14 protein-coding genes are annotated in these 17276 nt (G+C 42.5%); 12 read left to right on the top strand and 2 right to left on the bottom strand.

What is annotated here, in order from left to right; genetic code table 11:
• Positions 1-770 precede the first annotated feature (770 nt).
• The 7 genes from ACFVS1_RS17075 to ACFVS1_RS17045 all read left to right on the top strand — a co-directional run bounded on the left by ACFVS1_RS17075 (position 771) and on the right by ACFVS1_RS17045 (position 8726).
• Positions 771-2837: a BglG family transcription antiterminator gene (locus ACFVS1_RS17075; RefSeq protein WP_387548968.1), complete on the top strand. Its 2067-nt coding sequence runs from the start codon at positions 771-773 to the stop codon at positions 2835-2837.
• Positions 2834-3100, top strand: coding sequence for a PTS sugar transporter subunit IIB (locus ACFVS1_RS17070; RefSeq protein WP_048883162.1), 267 nt, complete (start codon positions 2834-2836; stop codon positions 3098-3100). Before ACFVS1_RS17075 ends, ACFVS1_RS17070 begins: the two co-directional genes overlap by 4 nt.
• Positions 3101-3117: 17 nt before the next feature.
• Positions 3118-3384 (top strand): PTS sugar transporter subunit IIB, encoded by a 267-nt coding sequence (locus tag ACFVS1_RS17065; RefSeq protein ID WP_352922458.1) that lies wholly within the window; start codon positions 3118-3120, stop codon positions 3382-3384.
• 31 nt (positions 3385-3415) lie between these two features.
• The gene (locus ACFVS1_RS17060) at positions 3416-4684 is read left to right on the top strand and encodes a PTS ascorbate transporter subunit IIC (RefSeq protein WP_352922455.1); all 1269 of its coding nucleotides are present in this window, start codon (positions 3416-3418) and stop codon (positions 4682-4684) included.
• Positions 4685-4803: 119 nt separating this feature from the next.
• Entirely contained in the window at positions 4804-5649 is an 846-nt protein-coding gene (locus ACFVS1_RS17055; protein ID WP_387548965.1) for an HAD family hydrolase, read from the top strand.
• A 613-nt stretch (positions 5650-6262) separates the two neighbouring features.
• The gene (locus ACFVS1_RS17050; RefSeq protein ID WP_387548963.1) at positions 6263-7240 is read left to right on the top strand and encodes a zinc-dependent alcohol dehydrogenase family protein; all 978 of its coding nucleotides are present in this window, start codon (positions 6263-6265) and stop codon (positions 7238-7240) included.
• Positions 7241-7415: 175 nt separating this feature from the next.
• Positions 7416-8726, top strand: coding sequence for an amidohydrolase family protein (locus ACFVS1_RS17045; RefSeq protein WP_387548961.1), 1311 nt, complete (start codon positions 7416-7418; stop codon positions 8724-8726).
• Between the two features lie 403 nt (positions 8727-9129).
• Here ACFVS1_RS17045 and ACFVS1_RS17040 read toward each other — a convergent pair whose 3' ends face one another.
• Entirely contained in the window at positions 9130-10083 is a 954-nt protein-coding gene (locus tag ACFVS1_RS17040; protein ID WP_352922446.1) for a bile acid:sodium symporter family protein, read from the bottom strand.
• A gap of 271 nt (positions 10084-10354) precedes the next feature.
• Between ACFVS1_RS17040 and ACFVS1_RS17035 the strand changes: the two genes are divergently transcribed.
• The 4 genes from ACFVS1_RS17035 to cobT all read left to right on the top strand — a co-directional run bounded on the left by ACFVS1_RS17035 (position 10355) and on the right by cobT (position 13569).
• Complete coding sequence (locus ACFVS1_RS17035) at positions 10355-10771, top strand: RrF2 family transcriptional regulator (protein WP_241591505.1); 417 nt, start codon at positions 10355-10357, stop codon at positions 10769-10771.
• A gap of 114 nt (positions 10772-10885) precedes the next feature.
• Entirely contained in the window at positions 10886-11593 is a 708-nt protein-coding gene (locus ACFVS1_RS17030) for a nitroreductase family protein (protein WP_352922444.1), read from the top strand.
• A 252-nt stretch (positions 11594-11845) separates the two neighbouring features.
• Positions 11846-12391: a signal peptidase I gene (lepB, locus tag ACFVS1_RS17025; protein WP_352922442.1), complete on the top strand. Its 546-nt coding sequence runs from the start codon at positions 11846-11848 to the stop codon at positions 12389-12391.
• 131 nt (positions 12392-12522) lie between these two features.
• Positions 12523-13569, top strand: coding sequence for a nicotinate-nucleotide--dimethylbenzimidazole phosphoribosyltransferase (cobT, locus tag ACFVS1_RS17020; protein WP_387548958.1), 1047 nt, complete (start codon positions 12523-12525; stop codon positions 13567-13569).
• A gap of 88 nt (positions 13570-13657) precedes the next feature.
• Here cobT and ACFVS1_RS17015 read toward each other — a convergent pair whose 3' ends face one another.
• On the bottom strand, positions 13658-15058 hold the full coding sequence (locus tag ACFVS1_RS17015) for a sigma-54 interaction domain-containing protein (RefSeq protein ID WP_387548956.1): 1401 nt from the start codon (positions 15056-15058) through the stop codon (positions 13658-13660).
• Positions 15059-15297: 239 nt separating this feature from the next.
• On the opposite strand from ACFVS1_RS17015, the gene ACFVS1_RS17010 reads away from it, so the two are divergent.
• Positions 15298-16980: an alpha-keto acid decarboxylase family protein gene (locus ACFVS1_RS17010; RefSeq protein WP_387548954.1), complete on the top strand. Its 1683-nt coding sequence runs from the start codon at positions 15298-15300 to the stop codon at positions 16978-16980.
• Positions 16981-17276 lie beyond the last annotated feature (296 nt).

Here is a 17276-nt window from a genome sequence, read left to right as displayed (position 1 = left end):
TTCGGACTGTAGGCAAACTTGATGAAAATCGAGTTTGCCTACAGTTTTTATTATGATTAGTAGAATTTAAATCCTCTCCAGGCACTCGCTTTCCTGGGCTGTCCGGGAGCCTTTTCGGCGTTTTATGCGTCTGCGGTGTCTCCCCTGAGTTTGTCGAACTAATGGGAATAGTCATCCCGAATTCTTTTACTGAGGTGATTTTTACCTAATTATTCAAAACGAAACTTTGTTATAATCCATGATTTTTTTTATTGTTTTATATAGTATGAAACCTTATTGGATGGAAGAAATTTGCGACACTCCTGCCGAAAAACTGGCTAGCTGAGACCCCACAGGCGCTTGCGTCGAGGAGGCTTGGCAGACAGTCCGCGGAAAGGGAGCGGATTTCTGAAATCAGGCTAGAACTTTTTTAGAGGTTTTACGTTGTTTTCGCTTTCATTTGGTGAAGAATGCGTATTCTGATCTCAATCGCCAAAGTTTAGCCCCTTTAAAACGGCACATCATTCCAAACCCACAGCTTCACCCCGCCCCGAGTCTTCTATATCAAGCATTCCAGTATGCCTCAAATTGCATATAATAGCCTCTTCTAACTATTTTCCTTATTGTAAATCGATTACGAAGCAATTAATGTTTTAAGAAAAGATGCGGTATTGTGCACAAATGTTTAAAGAGTATATTATTGTGCAGTACCTATGACAACATTCGGACTTAGAAACGCTACATTTTTAATAAGAAGTGGGATATCGTAGAAGCAGGGAGAGGGATTGAGAATGTTTTTAGATGAAAGAAGCGCCAATTTACTAAAACTATTACAGCATTCGCCCATTTCAAAAATGAAAGAACTTGAAGCCCAAACAGGTCTGACGAGAAGGCAGATTCAATATGGATTGAGCAAAGCGAATGATTGGCTCCAATTTCATGGATATGAACCGATTCAATATAATCGTGAAATGGGCTACTCCTTTTCTGAAACGATCAGGGATGAAGAATTGAATGTAAAACTGACAAAACGCCATTATATATTTTCAGAGACAGATAGGGAAAAAGTTTTTTACCTCATGATTCTGTTAAGCTCAGAAGAATTGTCCGTCTATCATTTCCAGACGATCACCGGGCTTTCACGAAATACGGTGCTGAAGGATTTAAAGAGACTTAAAGAGAAAAACAAGGACATATCGCTCAAGATCCAGTATTCCAAACAAGATGGCTATGTGGTGATTGGGGAAACCCGAGTAAAGAGATATATCATTGAACGTCTCGTACATGATGTATTGAACAGTCCCAATAGTGAATGGATCATGGAATGCATATGGGGAAATCATGACAAGCAAATCAGCTCGATCCGGTTACAGCTTGAAAGGATCGAACGTAAATTAGGGATCACCTTTACGGATGAACGGCTTCATGAACTGAGCTATTTATTTCTATGTACTGATCAGCTCATAGGAAAAGGGGAAGAGTTACAGGCAGACCAGAGCTGGGCGCCGTTTGTTGCCACGAAAGAATACAAAATGGTAGAGGAAATGACCAGAACGAATGCCTTTCAATCAGTATGGAGCGAAACGGAAAACTTATACGCCACCTTACATTTACTGAGCATGAATCGAACGAAGGATATTTCGCCTCTTAAGGATGATGAAGCCATTCAGCACCTTTTGCAGGAAATCGTCGCAGAGTTCGAGAGGCTGGCATTTGTTCACCTGAAAGACAAGGAACAGCTATGCCAACAATTATACGTTCATTTTAAACCGGCATATCATCGCCTGCGGTATGGTCTCCCGCAAATGAACCCGATGACGGGACGGGTTCAGAAGGTCTATCCTGAATTGCATCATTTGACAAAAAAATCCCTGTGGGTGTTGGAGAAAGAAATTGGCTGTCCAGTATCGGAAGAGGAAGTCGCATACTTCACGGTCTATTTTGGCGGATGGCTGCGCAGGCAAGGAACGACATTGGATGATCGAAAGCGGGCAATTGTCGTATGCCCGAATGGCATTGGAATCAGCAATATCCTCATTTATACATTGAGGGAATTATTTCCGGATATATTGTTCCTGGACGTTCTGTCCGTTAGAAATGCGGCTGAATACCCACTGTCGTACGATCTTGTTTTCTCGACAGTGCATATGAGAACAAAAGCGGCATTATTCGTTGTACCGCCCATTTTGGAAATGCAGGACAAACATACATTGCGCCAGCAGGTCATGCAGGAATTGTATGGATATACGACGGAAAGTGTGGATGTTGCAGCTTTATTAAAGATCATTTCCAAGTATGCAACCATCCATGAACAGGATCAGCTTGAAAAGGCTTTGAAGTCGAATGTGTATACCCATACACCAAAAATAACCCAATTTTCTTTAAAGGAGGCAGAGAAGCCTGTGTTAGAAGAACTGCTCAATATGCAAACCATTCAATTACAGCACCAAGTTTCCGATTGGAAAGAAGCCATTCAAGTCGCGGCCAAGCCTCTCGTTGACTTAGGTACCGTCGAAGAACGATATGTGGATGCCATGATCGAGGCCATAGAAACGAATGGTCCATATGTAGTGATAACGCCTGGAGTGGCGATTCCCCATGCACGTCCGGAGCAGGGGGTCAGGTCTTTATCCATGAGTTTGCTGAAATTGGATGAAGCCGTGGACTTTGCGCCGGATAAACCGGTACGCCTGATTATCATTTTGGCGGCAGTGGATAACGATTCGCATCTGCGGGCGTTGATCCAGCTCACTCAATTATTGAATGAACCAGCCAATATAGAAGAAATAGTAAGCACTTCAGATAAATCGGTCCTTATGGAGTACGTTCATAAATATTCGAAGGAGGAAGCGGAATGAAAATCATGGTAGTATGCGGAAATGGATTAGGAAGCAGTTTCATCATGGAGATGAATGTGAAGAAAGCATTGACGGAAATGGGGAAGACGGCCGAGGTGGATCATACGGACCTGGCATCCGCAAAGACGGTTCAGGCTGATATTTTCTTGGGAGCGGCCGATATTGTCGGTCAGCTGGATGATGGAACCCGGACGATCGTCACATTGGAGAACATGATGAGCATCCCTGAAATCAAATCTAAATTGGAAATGCATGTAGGATAAAAAAAGGAGAGATTGATATGAAGAAAATCATGGTAGTATGCGGAAACGGATTGGGAAGCAGCTTCATCATGGAGATGAATGTGAAGAAAGCGTTGACGGAAATGGGTAAGACAGCCGAGGTGGATCATACGGATCTGGCATCCGCAAAAACGGTTCAGGCTGATATTTTCCTGGGAGCGGCGGATATTGTCGGTCAACTGGATGATGGAACCCGGACGATCGTCACACTGGAAAATATGATGAGCATCCCTGAAATCTCATCGAAATTGGTTTCACATCTATAAGAAAAAAACATAAAGAAGAGGGGGAGAGGCAATGCTGGAACTTATCATGAATGACATCTTGGGTACACCTTCCATACTTGTGGGGCTGTTTGCTCTCATTGGACTGCTGTTACAGCGGAAATCCAGTGCGGATGTTGTATCTGGAACGCTAAAAACCGTCATGGGTTTCATTATCATTGGAGCGGGAGCGGCAGTGCTCATTGGCGCCCTTGATATATTCAGTAAAATGTTCGATCATGCATTCAATGTACAAGGCGTCATACCGAATAACGAAGCCATTGTCGCAGCCGCCCAAAGTGATTTTGGGACTTCGACTGCACTAATCATGGTTTTTGGTATGGTCGTCAATGTTTTGCTGGCTCGTTTCACGCCATTTAAATATATATTTTTAACGGGACACCATACCTTATTCATGGCTTGTTTACTTGCAGTCACGCTATCGGTCGGCGGGCTCAGCGGATTTCCGCTTATCTTGGTCGGTTCCATTCTATTAGGAGTATGCATGGTGATGTTCCCAGCCCTCCTTCAGCCATACGTACGGAAGATTACCGGAAGCGATGATTTTGCCATCGGCCATTTCGGGACAATCGGATATTTTGTATCCGCGACTGTTGGAAAATGGTTTGGAAATAAGGAAAAAACGACAGAGCAAATCAAGGTACCTAAATCTTTAGGATTCCTGAGGGACACATCAGTCGCTGTATCGCTTACGATGACGATGTTCTTTGTGATCGTCGCGTTGTTTGCCGGACAGAACTATATTGAAACGGAATTATCCGGCGGTTCTAACTTCATCGTATTCTCTTTCATCCAGGCGATAACATTCGCTGCAGGAGTCTACATCATCCTTGCAGGGGTACGAATGTTAATTGCTGAAATCGTCCCTGCATTCAAAGGGATTGCCGATAAAGTGGCGCCGAATACAAAGCCTGCATTGGACTGTCCGACCATCTTTCCATTCGCTCCAAATGCAGTGATCATCGGGTTCCTATTCAGTTTCTTGGCTGGATTATTATCCATGTTCCTCCTTCCGGTACTTGGACTGAAAGTAATCGTTCCGGGGCTCGTACCGCATTTCTTCACCGGAGCAGCATCAGGTGTATTTGGAAATGCCACAGGAGGCAGACGCGGTGCTATGCTCGGGTCGTTTGCCAACGGACTCATCATCAGTTTCCTGCCGGCAATACTCCTGGTCTTCTTGGGGGATGTAGGGTTTGAAGGGACCACATTTGGTGATTCGGACTTTGGTGTGGTCGGTCTCTTGATCCTAAGTGTCATGAAACTTTTAGGATTATCCTAAACTGTTATACTGATAAGGTACAGTAATAAAAATATATGAATGAAACCAACAGCCTAAGATCTTATAGATAGTGGGCTGTTGGCATTTTCATCATCATTCTGATTTTTGAGGTGATTTGCATGACCAACAAAGCAATTGTGCTCGATTTGGATGGCACGACATTGAACGAAAGAAATACTGTGAATGAGACGCTGGAACAATACATAGGCGAACTTAGGAAAAGCGGTAAGCTGATTTTCATTGCAACAGGAAGAACGCTGGAAGAAGTGAGGGACGTTCTGCCGGCCGGCATGGAGGCAGATGGAATGGTGACCGCCAATGGAATGTCCGTATTCATCGGAAAGAAACAGATTGTCGAACACGCCCTGTCGACGGAACTTGTTGGAGAATTGGTCGCCAAAGCAGGAGCGGAAGAGATATTTTACGAAGTTCATCCGAACGATGGAACACGGATGGCATTACTTAAAGATAAAGACTATATGGTTAAACAAGGTTTGATGCCAAAGCCTGAGACAGTCGATGAAAATGAATGGCTATCAAGACAGGATGCAGTCGAAGACAAGATAAGGTGGTCAGAGCAACTGGATATAAGCAGCGTCGCCAAAATCTACTTTTTCAGCAATGAAATGAATACGATTCGAAAATGGAAAGCGGAGTTGGGAAAAATCAAGCAGTACAATGCCTTTACCACAGCTTCCTCCACTCATCATAATGTAGAAGTGACCGTGGAAGGCATCACAAAAGCAACAGGCGTTCAACTGCTGCTGAAACATTTCCAGCTAGCACCCGAAAATATCCTGGCAGTAGGCGATGGCGAAAATGACCTCCCGCTATTTAAACTCGCCGGACATTGTGTTGCCATGAAAAACGCCACGGACCTGGTCAAAGAACAAGCCGATGAAGTAACGGAGTATTCCTATCGAGAAGATGGACTGTATCGCTTTTTAAAGGCTAAGTTTCACTAAAGTAACCTGGAAGGGCAAAGAAGATTCAAACTAGTTTGTGGAATTTGAATGCTGATTGAATGAAAATAGATGGCAAGGCAAGGAGAGCAGACCTTAACGGGTTTGCTCTTTTTTACTTTTTAAAGTTCACCTTCATGTAATCAGTAAAATCCATGCAGGTTGCCTTAATGGCCAAAATGAATTTTATTCACAAAATTTCATTAATATTGACCGTATCAGTCTATGACTTTATCATAACTACAGGATGATGATAATCATTTTCAATTATGAATGTATTAGTCGGATAAGAAGTTAAGTAAGTATAGATGAAGGAAAGGACCGCCTGAAACGGTCTTTACAAAAGAGATGATCAAGGACGTCTTCGGACTGGAATGCTGCATTATTGAAAATCCCGTTGATCAAACGCCCCTATGCATTCCAATTGGTTTATCTCAAGATCATTAGAAAAACTAGCGACGTTCGTGCCGGATGGATATCGAATTACAGAAGTCAACATATTCATTGTTGGCTTTTTTGCTTACTTAGGATGTTGAGAGGGATTGTTATGATATTTTAGATTAAGAGTATAAATGATAGAATAGATGGACGTATATATTAAAGGAGACTTAGTATCTTGGAAGCCAAATGTGTTAAATTCTATGAGTTTGGGAATCCGCAAAAGGTTCTAAAAGTTGAAAATAAACTAATTCAAAAACCTCTAGACGGGGAAGTCCTCGTTCGGATGACTGCACGTCCCATTAATCCATCTGACTTGCTGCCCATTCGCGGTGCATATTCCCACCGAATTCCCTTGCCTTCCATACCTGGCTATGAAGGGGTCGGCATTGTCGAAGAGGTCGGTCCATCGGTTTCTAAAGAGCTGATAGGAAAGCGTGTTCTGCCATTGCGCGGTGAAGGGACTTGGCAAGATTATGTTAAAACATCTGCGGAGCTGGCCATCGTCATTCCGGATTCGCTTGAGGATCATATAGCAGCACAATTATATATAAATCCGATAACAGCATGGCTAATCTGTACAGAAGTATTAGCATTGAAACCGGATGATGTTTTACTCGTAAATGCCTGTGGATCTTCCATTGGCCGCATCTTTGCCCAGTTATCCAGGATTCTTGGATTTAAGCTGATTGCTATAAAGAGAAACAATAAGTATACGGAAGAACTGCTTAAACTTGGTGCTTCCTATGTGATCGATACGTCACGATCATCACTGCATGATGCAGTGATGGAAATGACGAATGGACGCGGAGCAAAGGCTGCTATAGATTCAGTAGGCGGCATCGATGGCTCAGAACTGGCTTTTTGCGTTCGGCCTAATGGCATCTTATTAACGATTGGCCTTTTATCAGGACAGTCTGTGAATTGGGCAAAAATTTGTCAAAGGACAAAAGTGAATGTCAAAATGTTTCATCTTCGGCATTGGAATCAGCAGGCTTCCGTTCAAACCTGGCATGAAACGTTTAATCTTTTGATGGGGTTCATCTCTGATAAAAGGTTGAAATTCATGATGCCGGATTCCTGCTATGGTCTTCAAGATGTGCAAGAAGCCATTATTGTCACAGGCAATAGAGGGAAGATTTTTTTAAGCAATTGATTTTGCAATGGGCATCCACTATGTGGTAATTGAGGGGCGCACCCTTTCAATAGGTTCCTAAGGTAAATGGAAATGTCCCCTGATAATATGGAATTACTTGATTACATGTAAGGTGCTAGTCTAGAATGCGGAATAGAACATGTTGATACATGATACGACTTTGGAGGAAATGCTTATGAAAACAATATATGTGGATGCTACATTTTTTACTATGGACAAGGAAAATCAAATCTTTGAAAACGGCATGATGATTGTACAAGATCATACCATATCCTACATCGGCCAGCATGTTGAAGAACATTTGGCAGATGCAGATCAAGTGGTCAACCTTGGCGGGAAATGGATTATGCCAGGCCTTGTGAATGCCCATTCGCATATTGTAATGACCCTTTTACGCGGTATCGGGGACGATATGCTGCTGAAGCCATGGCTTGAAACGAAAATATGGCCGATCGAAAGCCAGTTTACAACGGAAATAGCCTCTGTAAGTTCACAGCTTGGCATTATGGAAATGATGAAATCAGGAACCACGACATTTTCGGATATGTTTAATCCTAATGGAATAGATGCGGGAGCTGTCATGGAGACGATAGGCGAAACAGGAATGAGGGGAGCTTTTTCCTACACGATCTTCAGCTTGGGTACGGAAAAAGATCAAAAAGCGAACCTCATGGGGGCTGAGCAGTTTTCAAAAAACTATAAAACGTTTGCCGATGGCCGCCTGACTACAATGGTCGCACCACATAGCCCATATGCCTGCACACCTGAAGCGATTATGGAAAGTGCACGGATTGCAAAAGAGAATGATTTGATGGTGCACATTCACGTATCTGAAACGGACTTTGAAATTCTCGACATCGAAAAACGTTACGGATCCCGTCCTGTCGAGCACCTTCGCCGTTTAGGGCTGTTCGATCTGCCTACCGTGATGGCACATGGAGTGGTTCTCAATGATGAAGAGCGGGCGATACTAAAACAGCATGATGTTCGCGTTGCCCATAATCCAATCAGTAACCTGAAGCTCGGATCTGGAATAGCAGATGTCGTCAGCCTTCTTGATGCAGGCATTAAAGTGGGAGTGGCAACAGATGGCGTCGCCTCCAATAACAACTTCGATATGTTCGAAGAAATGAGGACGGCTGCATTACTGCAAAAAGGAATGTATAAGGACGCCACTAAATTCCCTGCCCAAACGGCACTCGCCATGGCCACAAGAATGGGTGCCGAAGCAGTAGGCATGGGTCATACAGGATCACTGGAAGCTGGTAAAAAAGCAGATTTCATCACCATTTACCCATATGATAAAGAACATTTGCAGCCATTGAGTGAAGCCTATTCGCACCTGCTTTATGCAGCACGCGGAAATGATGTATGTGATGTATACATTGATGGCAAAAACGTCGTAAAAGATGGCCAGTGCTTAACGATCGATGAAGAAAAAGTAATCGCCGAAACAAATCGTCTGCAAGGTACCTTATCACGATAATGCAGATGTGAGAACAAAAAGAAGGAGCTGCCATTTGCAGCTCCTTTTTTTAAGGATTAAGTGAAGGGTTGAGAACCATATTAAATGGCATTCAAATAAAATTATCGCTAGTATTGTAGAATAAATAGATTTTAACACTTAAGAAACTCGTCGTGAGTCCAGTTTCCTGGAAATGCGGAAACAAAGGAAGCCGATAAAAAATATTAATAAGAAAATAGGTAGGGCAAAAACGGAAAAAAACGAAAAGAAGAAAAAACTGCTGCTGACCGCAAATATTAACCAACTGGTAATCAGCAAGAAGCTGGATAAAAAATCTTTGACAGCATGGATCATGAATTTCACCACCGTATGAAAATCTATGTATTAATTATACATCATTTTCCAATGGTGCTGTTTCGACGGCTTACCCTTCATTCACATCACGATGGAAATGCCTTTCCATGACATAGCCAAAAAAGGAGGCAAGCATTTGTTGAAACAGCATGCCAAGTACAACGGGTACCGCGACTGCAGCAGGGAAATAGGTGGTTGCAAGAACGGCTCCAGCACTGATGTTTCGCATGCCGCCTGTAAATGTCAAGGTGATGATATCCGCCTTATTCCATCTTAAATATGCACCGACCATCCAAGAAATGGCGTACCCAGAAGCAGCTATGAACAAAACCAAGAAAGCCATGATCAGTAATTTCTTATCGAAATGGGTTAAGTAAGGCGCGATTTTTGAACTGTTCAATATGACTACGATTCCAACGCTTATCTTGGAAAATGGAGCTAAGCGGGGGGATAGTGTATATTGTATCTTCCCGTTTGTTGCTTGATTCAAGAACATGGCAAGCATGGAGGGAAGAACGACCATACCGATTAATCCTTTCACCATCGAACCCAAATCCATTTCGATCGAACCGCCTCCAAAAAGGGATACACTGTAAGGAACGATGAATGGCGAGAGTAGGGTGTCGATTAAGATGATGGTTAGGGCAAGTACGGCATTCCCATTATAAATGGATACCCAGATCATACTGGTGACACCGGTTGGAATCACTACAGCCAGCACTAGGCCGGTAATCGTGAAAGCATCACCATGGAACACTAAATGCCCGAGTCCAAAAGCCCAAACAGGCATAAGCATATGAAGGATGATCAATACGATGAAAACAGGTAAAGGGTGGGTGACTGCCTGTTGCAGAGATTTAAAGTTAGAGCCTAAACTTCCGGAAAATGTAATGAAGGCAAATATCCAGGGGACAAGAAAAGTGTAATCCATTAGATGTTCGGCCAATAAAACCCCAATAACCACGCTTATCGGCGTGATAAGGGGCATGATTTTATCCATTTGTTCATTTATTGTTTTCAGCATGATTCATCCACTTTCTGAGCAAAGTAAATTCTATAAAGTAAGTTTACCATATTCCTATAAATATAATTTGTAAGACAAGAAATTTGTCTATATATTTTTTCGGATTATTATAAATGGAGATTACTACCACTGCTCTGGAACTCGCAGCGTACCAAAAAGGGCTTACAGCTTTCCCCGATGACCGAGGGTTTAAGGTTTTTGGCAGGATTGTTCGATGCATCGTTGTATATTCATTGAAAAATAGTTTAAAGTAGAGAGAGAGGTGAAAGAAATGTCAGAAAAGGTTTCCAGTATTATGTGGTTTAGTCTTGCCGTACAAGCCCTGCTTGTTCTTGCTGATCATGATGGATTATGTAATAGTAATAAATTGGCCGATAAGCTTGATTCGGAGTCAGGTTTTCTTAGAAAAATATTAAGTAATTTAGTGAAGGCAGGGCTGATTCAAGCGAAGGAGGGCAGGGATGGGGGATATTCACTTGCCAAAAATCCCGAACAAATCATTCTTGCAGATATATACTCTGCAATTAAATCAGAACCTTTCTCAAAAGGCTTTCTTGATGTGAATGATAAAAAATGCTTTCATCCATCATCTAGAGAAGCGTTATGCGGTTTGAAAAACGAGATGGAGAGCTGGATTATACAAGGCTTGGAACAAAAAACGATCGCTGACTTACTATCAAAATCTTAATGTGAAAAACGAAACTGACAGGGTTTCGTTTTTCTTAAACTGTATTTGACAAAAGAACAGTATACGTTATATACTGTTCCTGTATTAATTACAGTTAACTGGAGGTCATTATAAATGACAAAAAATATAATGAGTAAAGAAGAGTACCTGAATAAATCGAAAGAATTGAATATACCGCTTGAAAAGCCGAAAGTCCTTAATGATACGGATTTCATTACGGTGGCAAAAGAACGGAGATCTGTTCGCCAGTACGATGCTGAATACGTGATGACTGAAGAGGAAATTCGTGAGATCCTGGAGATTGCGATTCAAGCACCGTCTTCTTCCAACTTACAGCCTTGGAGATTCCTTGTGATTCAAGATAAGCAAACCCAGCAAGAATTGCTTCCCATCGCAAATAACCAACAACAAATCGTCGATTCATCTGCTGTCATTGCCGTTTTAGCTGATATAGAGGGATACAAAAATGCAGAACGGATTTATGGTGAATTAGTCGATAAAGGAATCATGAAGAATGAAATCAAAGAGCCATATGTAGCCTCTATTATGCATAATTACGGTAACTTTTCTGCTGAAAAGGCTTTAAGTGTAGCCATGATTGACGGTGGCTTGGTTTCCATGCAGATCATGTTAGCTGCAAAAGCAAAAGGATACGATACAGTCCCAATGGGAGGGTTTGATGAAGCCAAATTTGTCGATGCATTCAATGTACCGGAAAACTTTAAGCCTGTCATGTTAATTTCCATTGGAAAAGGAACTAAAGCAGGGTTTGAAAAAGTCCGTTTGCCACTCGATACGATATTGACTTGGAATAAATACTGAGGAAAAAACGTAGTAAAAGGATAGCTGAAATTCGCTATCCTTTTTTTCATGGTTTGAGATTGGCATTGAAAATGATTTAATCTCGCAAGCGATAAATGGATATGTTACAATTTTTCCAGATATTTCTTTGGGTTGTCTCCTCAAAAGTCCCCGACCGCAAAAGGATATTTAAGGGGATAAACAGAGCTAAAGAATTGTGCTGTAGTCCAATAATTGGTTTTAGCTGTTCACAATGGATGGGAGGGAGTCCTGATGAAGAATATGAAAAGTGAAGTGTTTTCGTGGTTGAAAGCCATCTTATTCGCTTTAATGATCGTTTTCATTTGCCAACAGTTTCTATTTACGCCAGTCACAGTAAAAGGTGAATCAATGGAGCCGACTTATGAAAATGATGACCGGATCGTGGTAGCTAAAATTGGTAAGCCAGAGCGCTTCGATATGGTCGTATTTTATGCTCCGGACGCGGAAGAGAATTATATAAAAAGGGTAATCGGTTTACCAGGTGACAGTGTCGAAATGAAAGATGATGTCTTATATATCAATGGGAAAAAGTATGCAGAACCGTATTTGAAAACAAAAAAAGGGGAAATTCCGCCTGAAGAAAATCTGACGGAGAATTTCACCCTGAGTGATTTACTTGGGAAATCGAAGGTACCTGCGGGTCATTTATTTGTCATGGGGGATAATCGGAGGAACAGTTGGGATGGAAGAAGATTTGGTTTTATTTCTGAAAAATCACTTGTGGGCAAAGTGAAATTTCGCATCTACCCACTAAATGAAATGGGAGTGCCGAACTAATGGAACACAGTGAGTATAAGTGAAAGCTTAGAGAATAATTATGTGGACTAAGTTGTATTTATAGCAGATGATGGATAAGAACCTTTTCCTGTGGTTAAGGTTTTTCATTTTGGTTTGTGGGGGGTATTAATATGACGAATGGGTTAGCTTCCATCTCGATCCCGATGTTGGATGAAGAAATGGGACGGCAGGTTAAAGGTCATGTCGATTCGCTGACGGTCCCTCAGGGAAGCTTAGGGCGGCTTGAAGAATGGATAATCGAACTGGCCAAGATGACAGGAGAGGCATTTCCGGACATTTCGAAACCGGGGGTGATTGTGTTTGCGGCCGACCATGGAATTACGGAAGAAGGGGTTTCGGCTTATCCAAAAGAAGTGACGGAACAAATGGCTCTCAACTTTCTGCATGATGGTGCGGCCATCAATGTATTAAGCCGGGCGATAGACGCTTACTTGGACATTGTCGATATAGGGATCGATGCAGATATCGAGGAACCGGGGCTAACTTCGAGAAAAGTCCGCAAGGGAACTAGAAACTTTTATAAGGAAGAGGCGATGACAAAGGAAGAAGTAATTCAAGCGCTTGAAATTGGATTTGACCGTGCAGAGAAAATGATTGCCCGTGGAGCGAACTGCCTGATACTTGGTGAAATGGGAATCGGAAATACGACGTCCAGTACCGCCATCATCTCCATCGTAAGCGGGAAAAGCGTCGAATCACTAGTGGGGCAGGGAACAGGATTGAATTCAGTAGGCATTTTACATAAGCGAAGAATAATTGAAGAAGCGATTTCATTAAGAAATCCTAATCCAGATGACCCCATCAATATTTTGATGAATATCGGTGGATTCGAAATTGCAGGAATGGCAGGGGCCATGCTTGCTGCGGCAAATAACCGTATACCCATTCTTGTTGATGGTTTCATTACAACCACGGCTGCTGTATTGGCAAGCCTGATTTCCGGACGTGCAGCCGATTATATGTTTGTTGGACATCGATCTGCAGAACCAGGCCATAGAACGGCCATAGAGCTGCTTGGCAAGGAGCCGATCCTCGACCTGGGAATGAGAATCGGGGAAGGAACAGGGGCAGCCCTGTCTTACCCCATTCTTAAGGCAGCAACATTGTTCATTAAAGAAATGGCAACATTTGAAACTGCAGGTGTGTCAAATAAGTAAGAAATAGGAGACCTTCGATACGTAGGTCTCCTATTTATACAGGTTAAAAAAGGTGGATACCGCATTGAAACATTCCTTCATCCCACTATTACTTAATGGGCAGTTGACCTTTATATTTCTTCATTTTCCTGACGACGGAAGGCTGGCTGATACCTAAGAATTTAGCCATTTCATATGTGGACTTGCATTGTTTACTCGCTTTCATCATCATCCATTTTTCTACTTGTTCGAGGGCGGTATTGAGATCACTATCATCAACCATCATATTGTCGATCATTAGGGTATCATCTATTTTCTCCAAAGATTCTTGTCCATGGAAATGGGAGGGGAGAAAGCCAGGGAAAATGATGGAGTCTTCCGAGGTCAAAATGAGCCGTTCTATCAGGTTCTCCAATTCACGCACGTTTCCTGACCATTTATGCTGAATCAGTATTTCGTAAGTGGAAGGGTGCAATTTCTTATCTGACTTGTATTTCTTGTTAATGATTTCGAGATTATGATTGATTAAGATGGCAATGTCTTCTTTTCTTTCGCGTAATGGCGGAATTTGAATCGGAATCACATTTAAACGGTAATACAAATCTAGCCTGAATGTTCCCTTTTCTACCATTTCCTCAAGGTTTTGATTGGTTGCTGTCACAAGCCGAAAATCTATCTTATGCTCTTTTTTTCCGCCCACTCTTTTAAAGGTCTTCTCTTGCAGGACATTTAATAATTTCACTTGCATATCCAGAGGAAGCTCCCCGATTTCATCCAGAAATAAGGTTCCGTTATCAGCTTGTTCCACGAGCCCTTGCTTCCCCTGCTTCTGTGCACCGGTAAAGGATCCTGCTTCGTAACCAAACATTTCGGATTCAAAGAGACTTTCTGGGATGGTACTGCAGTTGACTTCGATGAATGGCTCTTTGCTGCGGTAACTCTGATTATGCAGCCGGCGGGCGAAGACGCTCTTTCCCACACCGGATTCCCCAAGAAGCATGACCGTGGCATCCGTTTTGGAAACACGGTGTATCGTTTTCGCGATTTGCCGCATTTCCTTGCTGCGATAGATCAGTTCCTCCTGTTCCCTAAGCTCCTCGACCTCCGATTGGTATTCTTGAATCTTTTTCTCTAATTGACCGTATTGATTCTGAAGGTTCCTGATTTCAGTTTGATCTTGGGCATAGCTGACGACACGAATCAATTCACCCGTATCATCAAAGATGGGATAGGCAGTCGACATGACGATTTTTCCCGTCTTCGTTTGCTGCATGATCTGGACAGGTGTTTTCTCTTTCAATACCATGGCGGAAATCGACGGTGAGAGGATTCCTTCCGTTTCGAGCTGGTAAACGGATTTCCCAAGATAATGTTCTGGTTCGATTCCATATATCCACCAATGGTTAGGATTTGTGAATAAAATAAAACCTTTTTCATCGGTCACGGTAATATTGTTATTGGATGTGTTGATGATGCATTCCAAAACTCTTTTGACATTGTTATCACTCATCATTTTCCCCCTTATCCTCTGTTCCGGTGATTCAAATATAAATCAAATATAGTGGTGAATCAAGAATTTTCAGATATTTTGATTTGGAATTGAATCGTTTATGAAAGCATGCCTGCGATAATCTCAATCACTTCATACATTAAGGCTAAAACTAGAGTAATAGAGTAGCGAACTACCTACTTACGGTTAACCTACTCATGTTTGGGTATAAATAAAATAAGAAGAAATCGATTGAAGGAGTGATTGAATTGGCTGAAAAAAGAACCTTGGGACAATATTTATACAACTGCTTAAAAGCAGAAGGCATTACAGAGATTTTTGGTGTGCCTGGTGATTATAATTTCTCATTGCTAGATACTTTGGAAGATTACGATGGGATTGAGTTTATTAATGGACGAAATGAACTCAATGCAGGCTACGCTGCGGACGCTTATGCCCGGGTGAAGGGAATTTCGGCACTGATCACCACTTTTGGTGTCGGTGAAATGAGCGCATGTAATGCAATCGCAGGCGCATATAGTGAAAATGTGCCGCTCATCCATATTGTCGGCTCGCCAAAGTCCATGATGCAACAGGATAAGGCGCTTGCCCATCATACGTTAATGGACGGAGATTTTGACGTTTTCCGTAAGGTTTATGAGCATATCACCAGTTATACGGCGATTCTTACACCAGAAAACGCAGCTAGGGAGATACCGGCTGCAATCCGAATCGCCAAAGAAAAGAAGAAGCCCGTTTATTTGGTAGTGGCTATCGATCTCGTTGAAAAACCGTTGATTTCCTACAGTGAGGCTTCTGAAAATGTGGCCAAATCAAATGTCGATGGGTTGCAGTCAGCAGTGAAGCATATAAAAGGTATGCTAGAAGATGTAAATAAAGCGGTTTTGCTTGTCGATGTTAAAACACTTCGCTATAACTTGCAGAAACCCGTTTTGCAGCTCGCTGAGAGTTTAAATGTTCCGGTTGCTTCGTTAATGCAGGGAAAAAGCGGGTTTGATGAGAGCCATCCTCAGTATATTGGTGTATACGGCGGAGCTTTCGGAAGTAAGGATGTAACAAAGACTGTTGAAGAAGCGGATTTCATCATAGCTGTTGGTGCAGTTTGGTCTGACGTTAATACTTCCAAAGGTACAGCAAAGCTTGACCCGTTGAAAATGGTGGAAATTCAGCCTGACACATTAAAAGTGGGAGCAGCCAGTTATATGAATGTGAGGGCGGAGGAAATTCTAAATGCGCTCCAGAACATTGGCTATCGGCAGAACGAATCTGTCGGAACCATCTCATTTCCGTATGACACAATGGTGGAAGACCCGTCAGCACCTCTGGAAGCGACTTCCTATTATCCGCGGATTCAGCAAATGTTGAAGGAAAATGACATTGTGGTCACGGAAACAGGAACATTCTCTTATGGCATGTCACAGGTCAGATTGCCGAAAGGGGCAACCTACATAGCTCAGGGTGGCTGGCAAAGCATCGGTTATGCGACGCCCGCAGCATTCGGTGCTTGTATAGCGGATAGAAACAGACGTGTTCTTTTGTTTACCGGGGATGGCTCGATACAGCTGACAGTACAGGAAATAAGCTCGATGCTGGAGAACGGCTGCAAGCCCATCGTGTTCATCCTCAACAATAACGGCTATACGATAGAAAAATTCTTAAACGTAAAAGTAGATATAGAAAAACAGAAATACAACGAGATACCAGAGTGGAATTATACCAAACTGGCTGAAGCGTTTGGTCAAGAGGCATTCACAGCACGAGTCGAGACGAATGGTGAACTGGATGATGCCATTGCAAATGCTCAGGACATGAACGCTGATAAACTTTGCCTTATAGAATTGGTCGTGAAGGATCAAATGGATGCACCGGATTATTTGAAAAAAATGAGGCAGTATCTTGAAAAGCAAGAAAAACTAAAGTAATGCCAAAAGGCCTTCTGGATGAAGGCCTTTCAGTTTGTATACAAAAGGGGTTTGGAATGCAATCACCCCTGTACAACACTAGAATATACTTTATGTTTGTTTATGAAACCTCACTAGATTGAAGAAATAAGCGACACTCCTGTCGAATAACTGGACTGGCTAGCCGAGACACAAAGTCGCTTGCTTTCTGGTGGCTTGGCAGACAGCCGGCGCAAAGGGAGCAGATTTCAGCACTCAAGCTGGAACGTTTTTTAGTGAAAAATGCAGGCAAACTTGCTTTTCATCGAGTTTGGCGA

This window comes from Peribacillus sp. NPDC058075 (assembly GCF_042885195.1).
Classification (GTDB): Bacteria; Bacillota; Bacilli; order Bacillales; family DSM-1321; genus Peribacillus.
The sequence above is the reverse complement of the archived record's forward strand: the minus strand, read 5'-3'. Positions and strand labels throughout refer to the sequence as shown.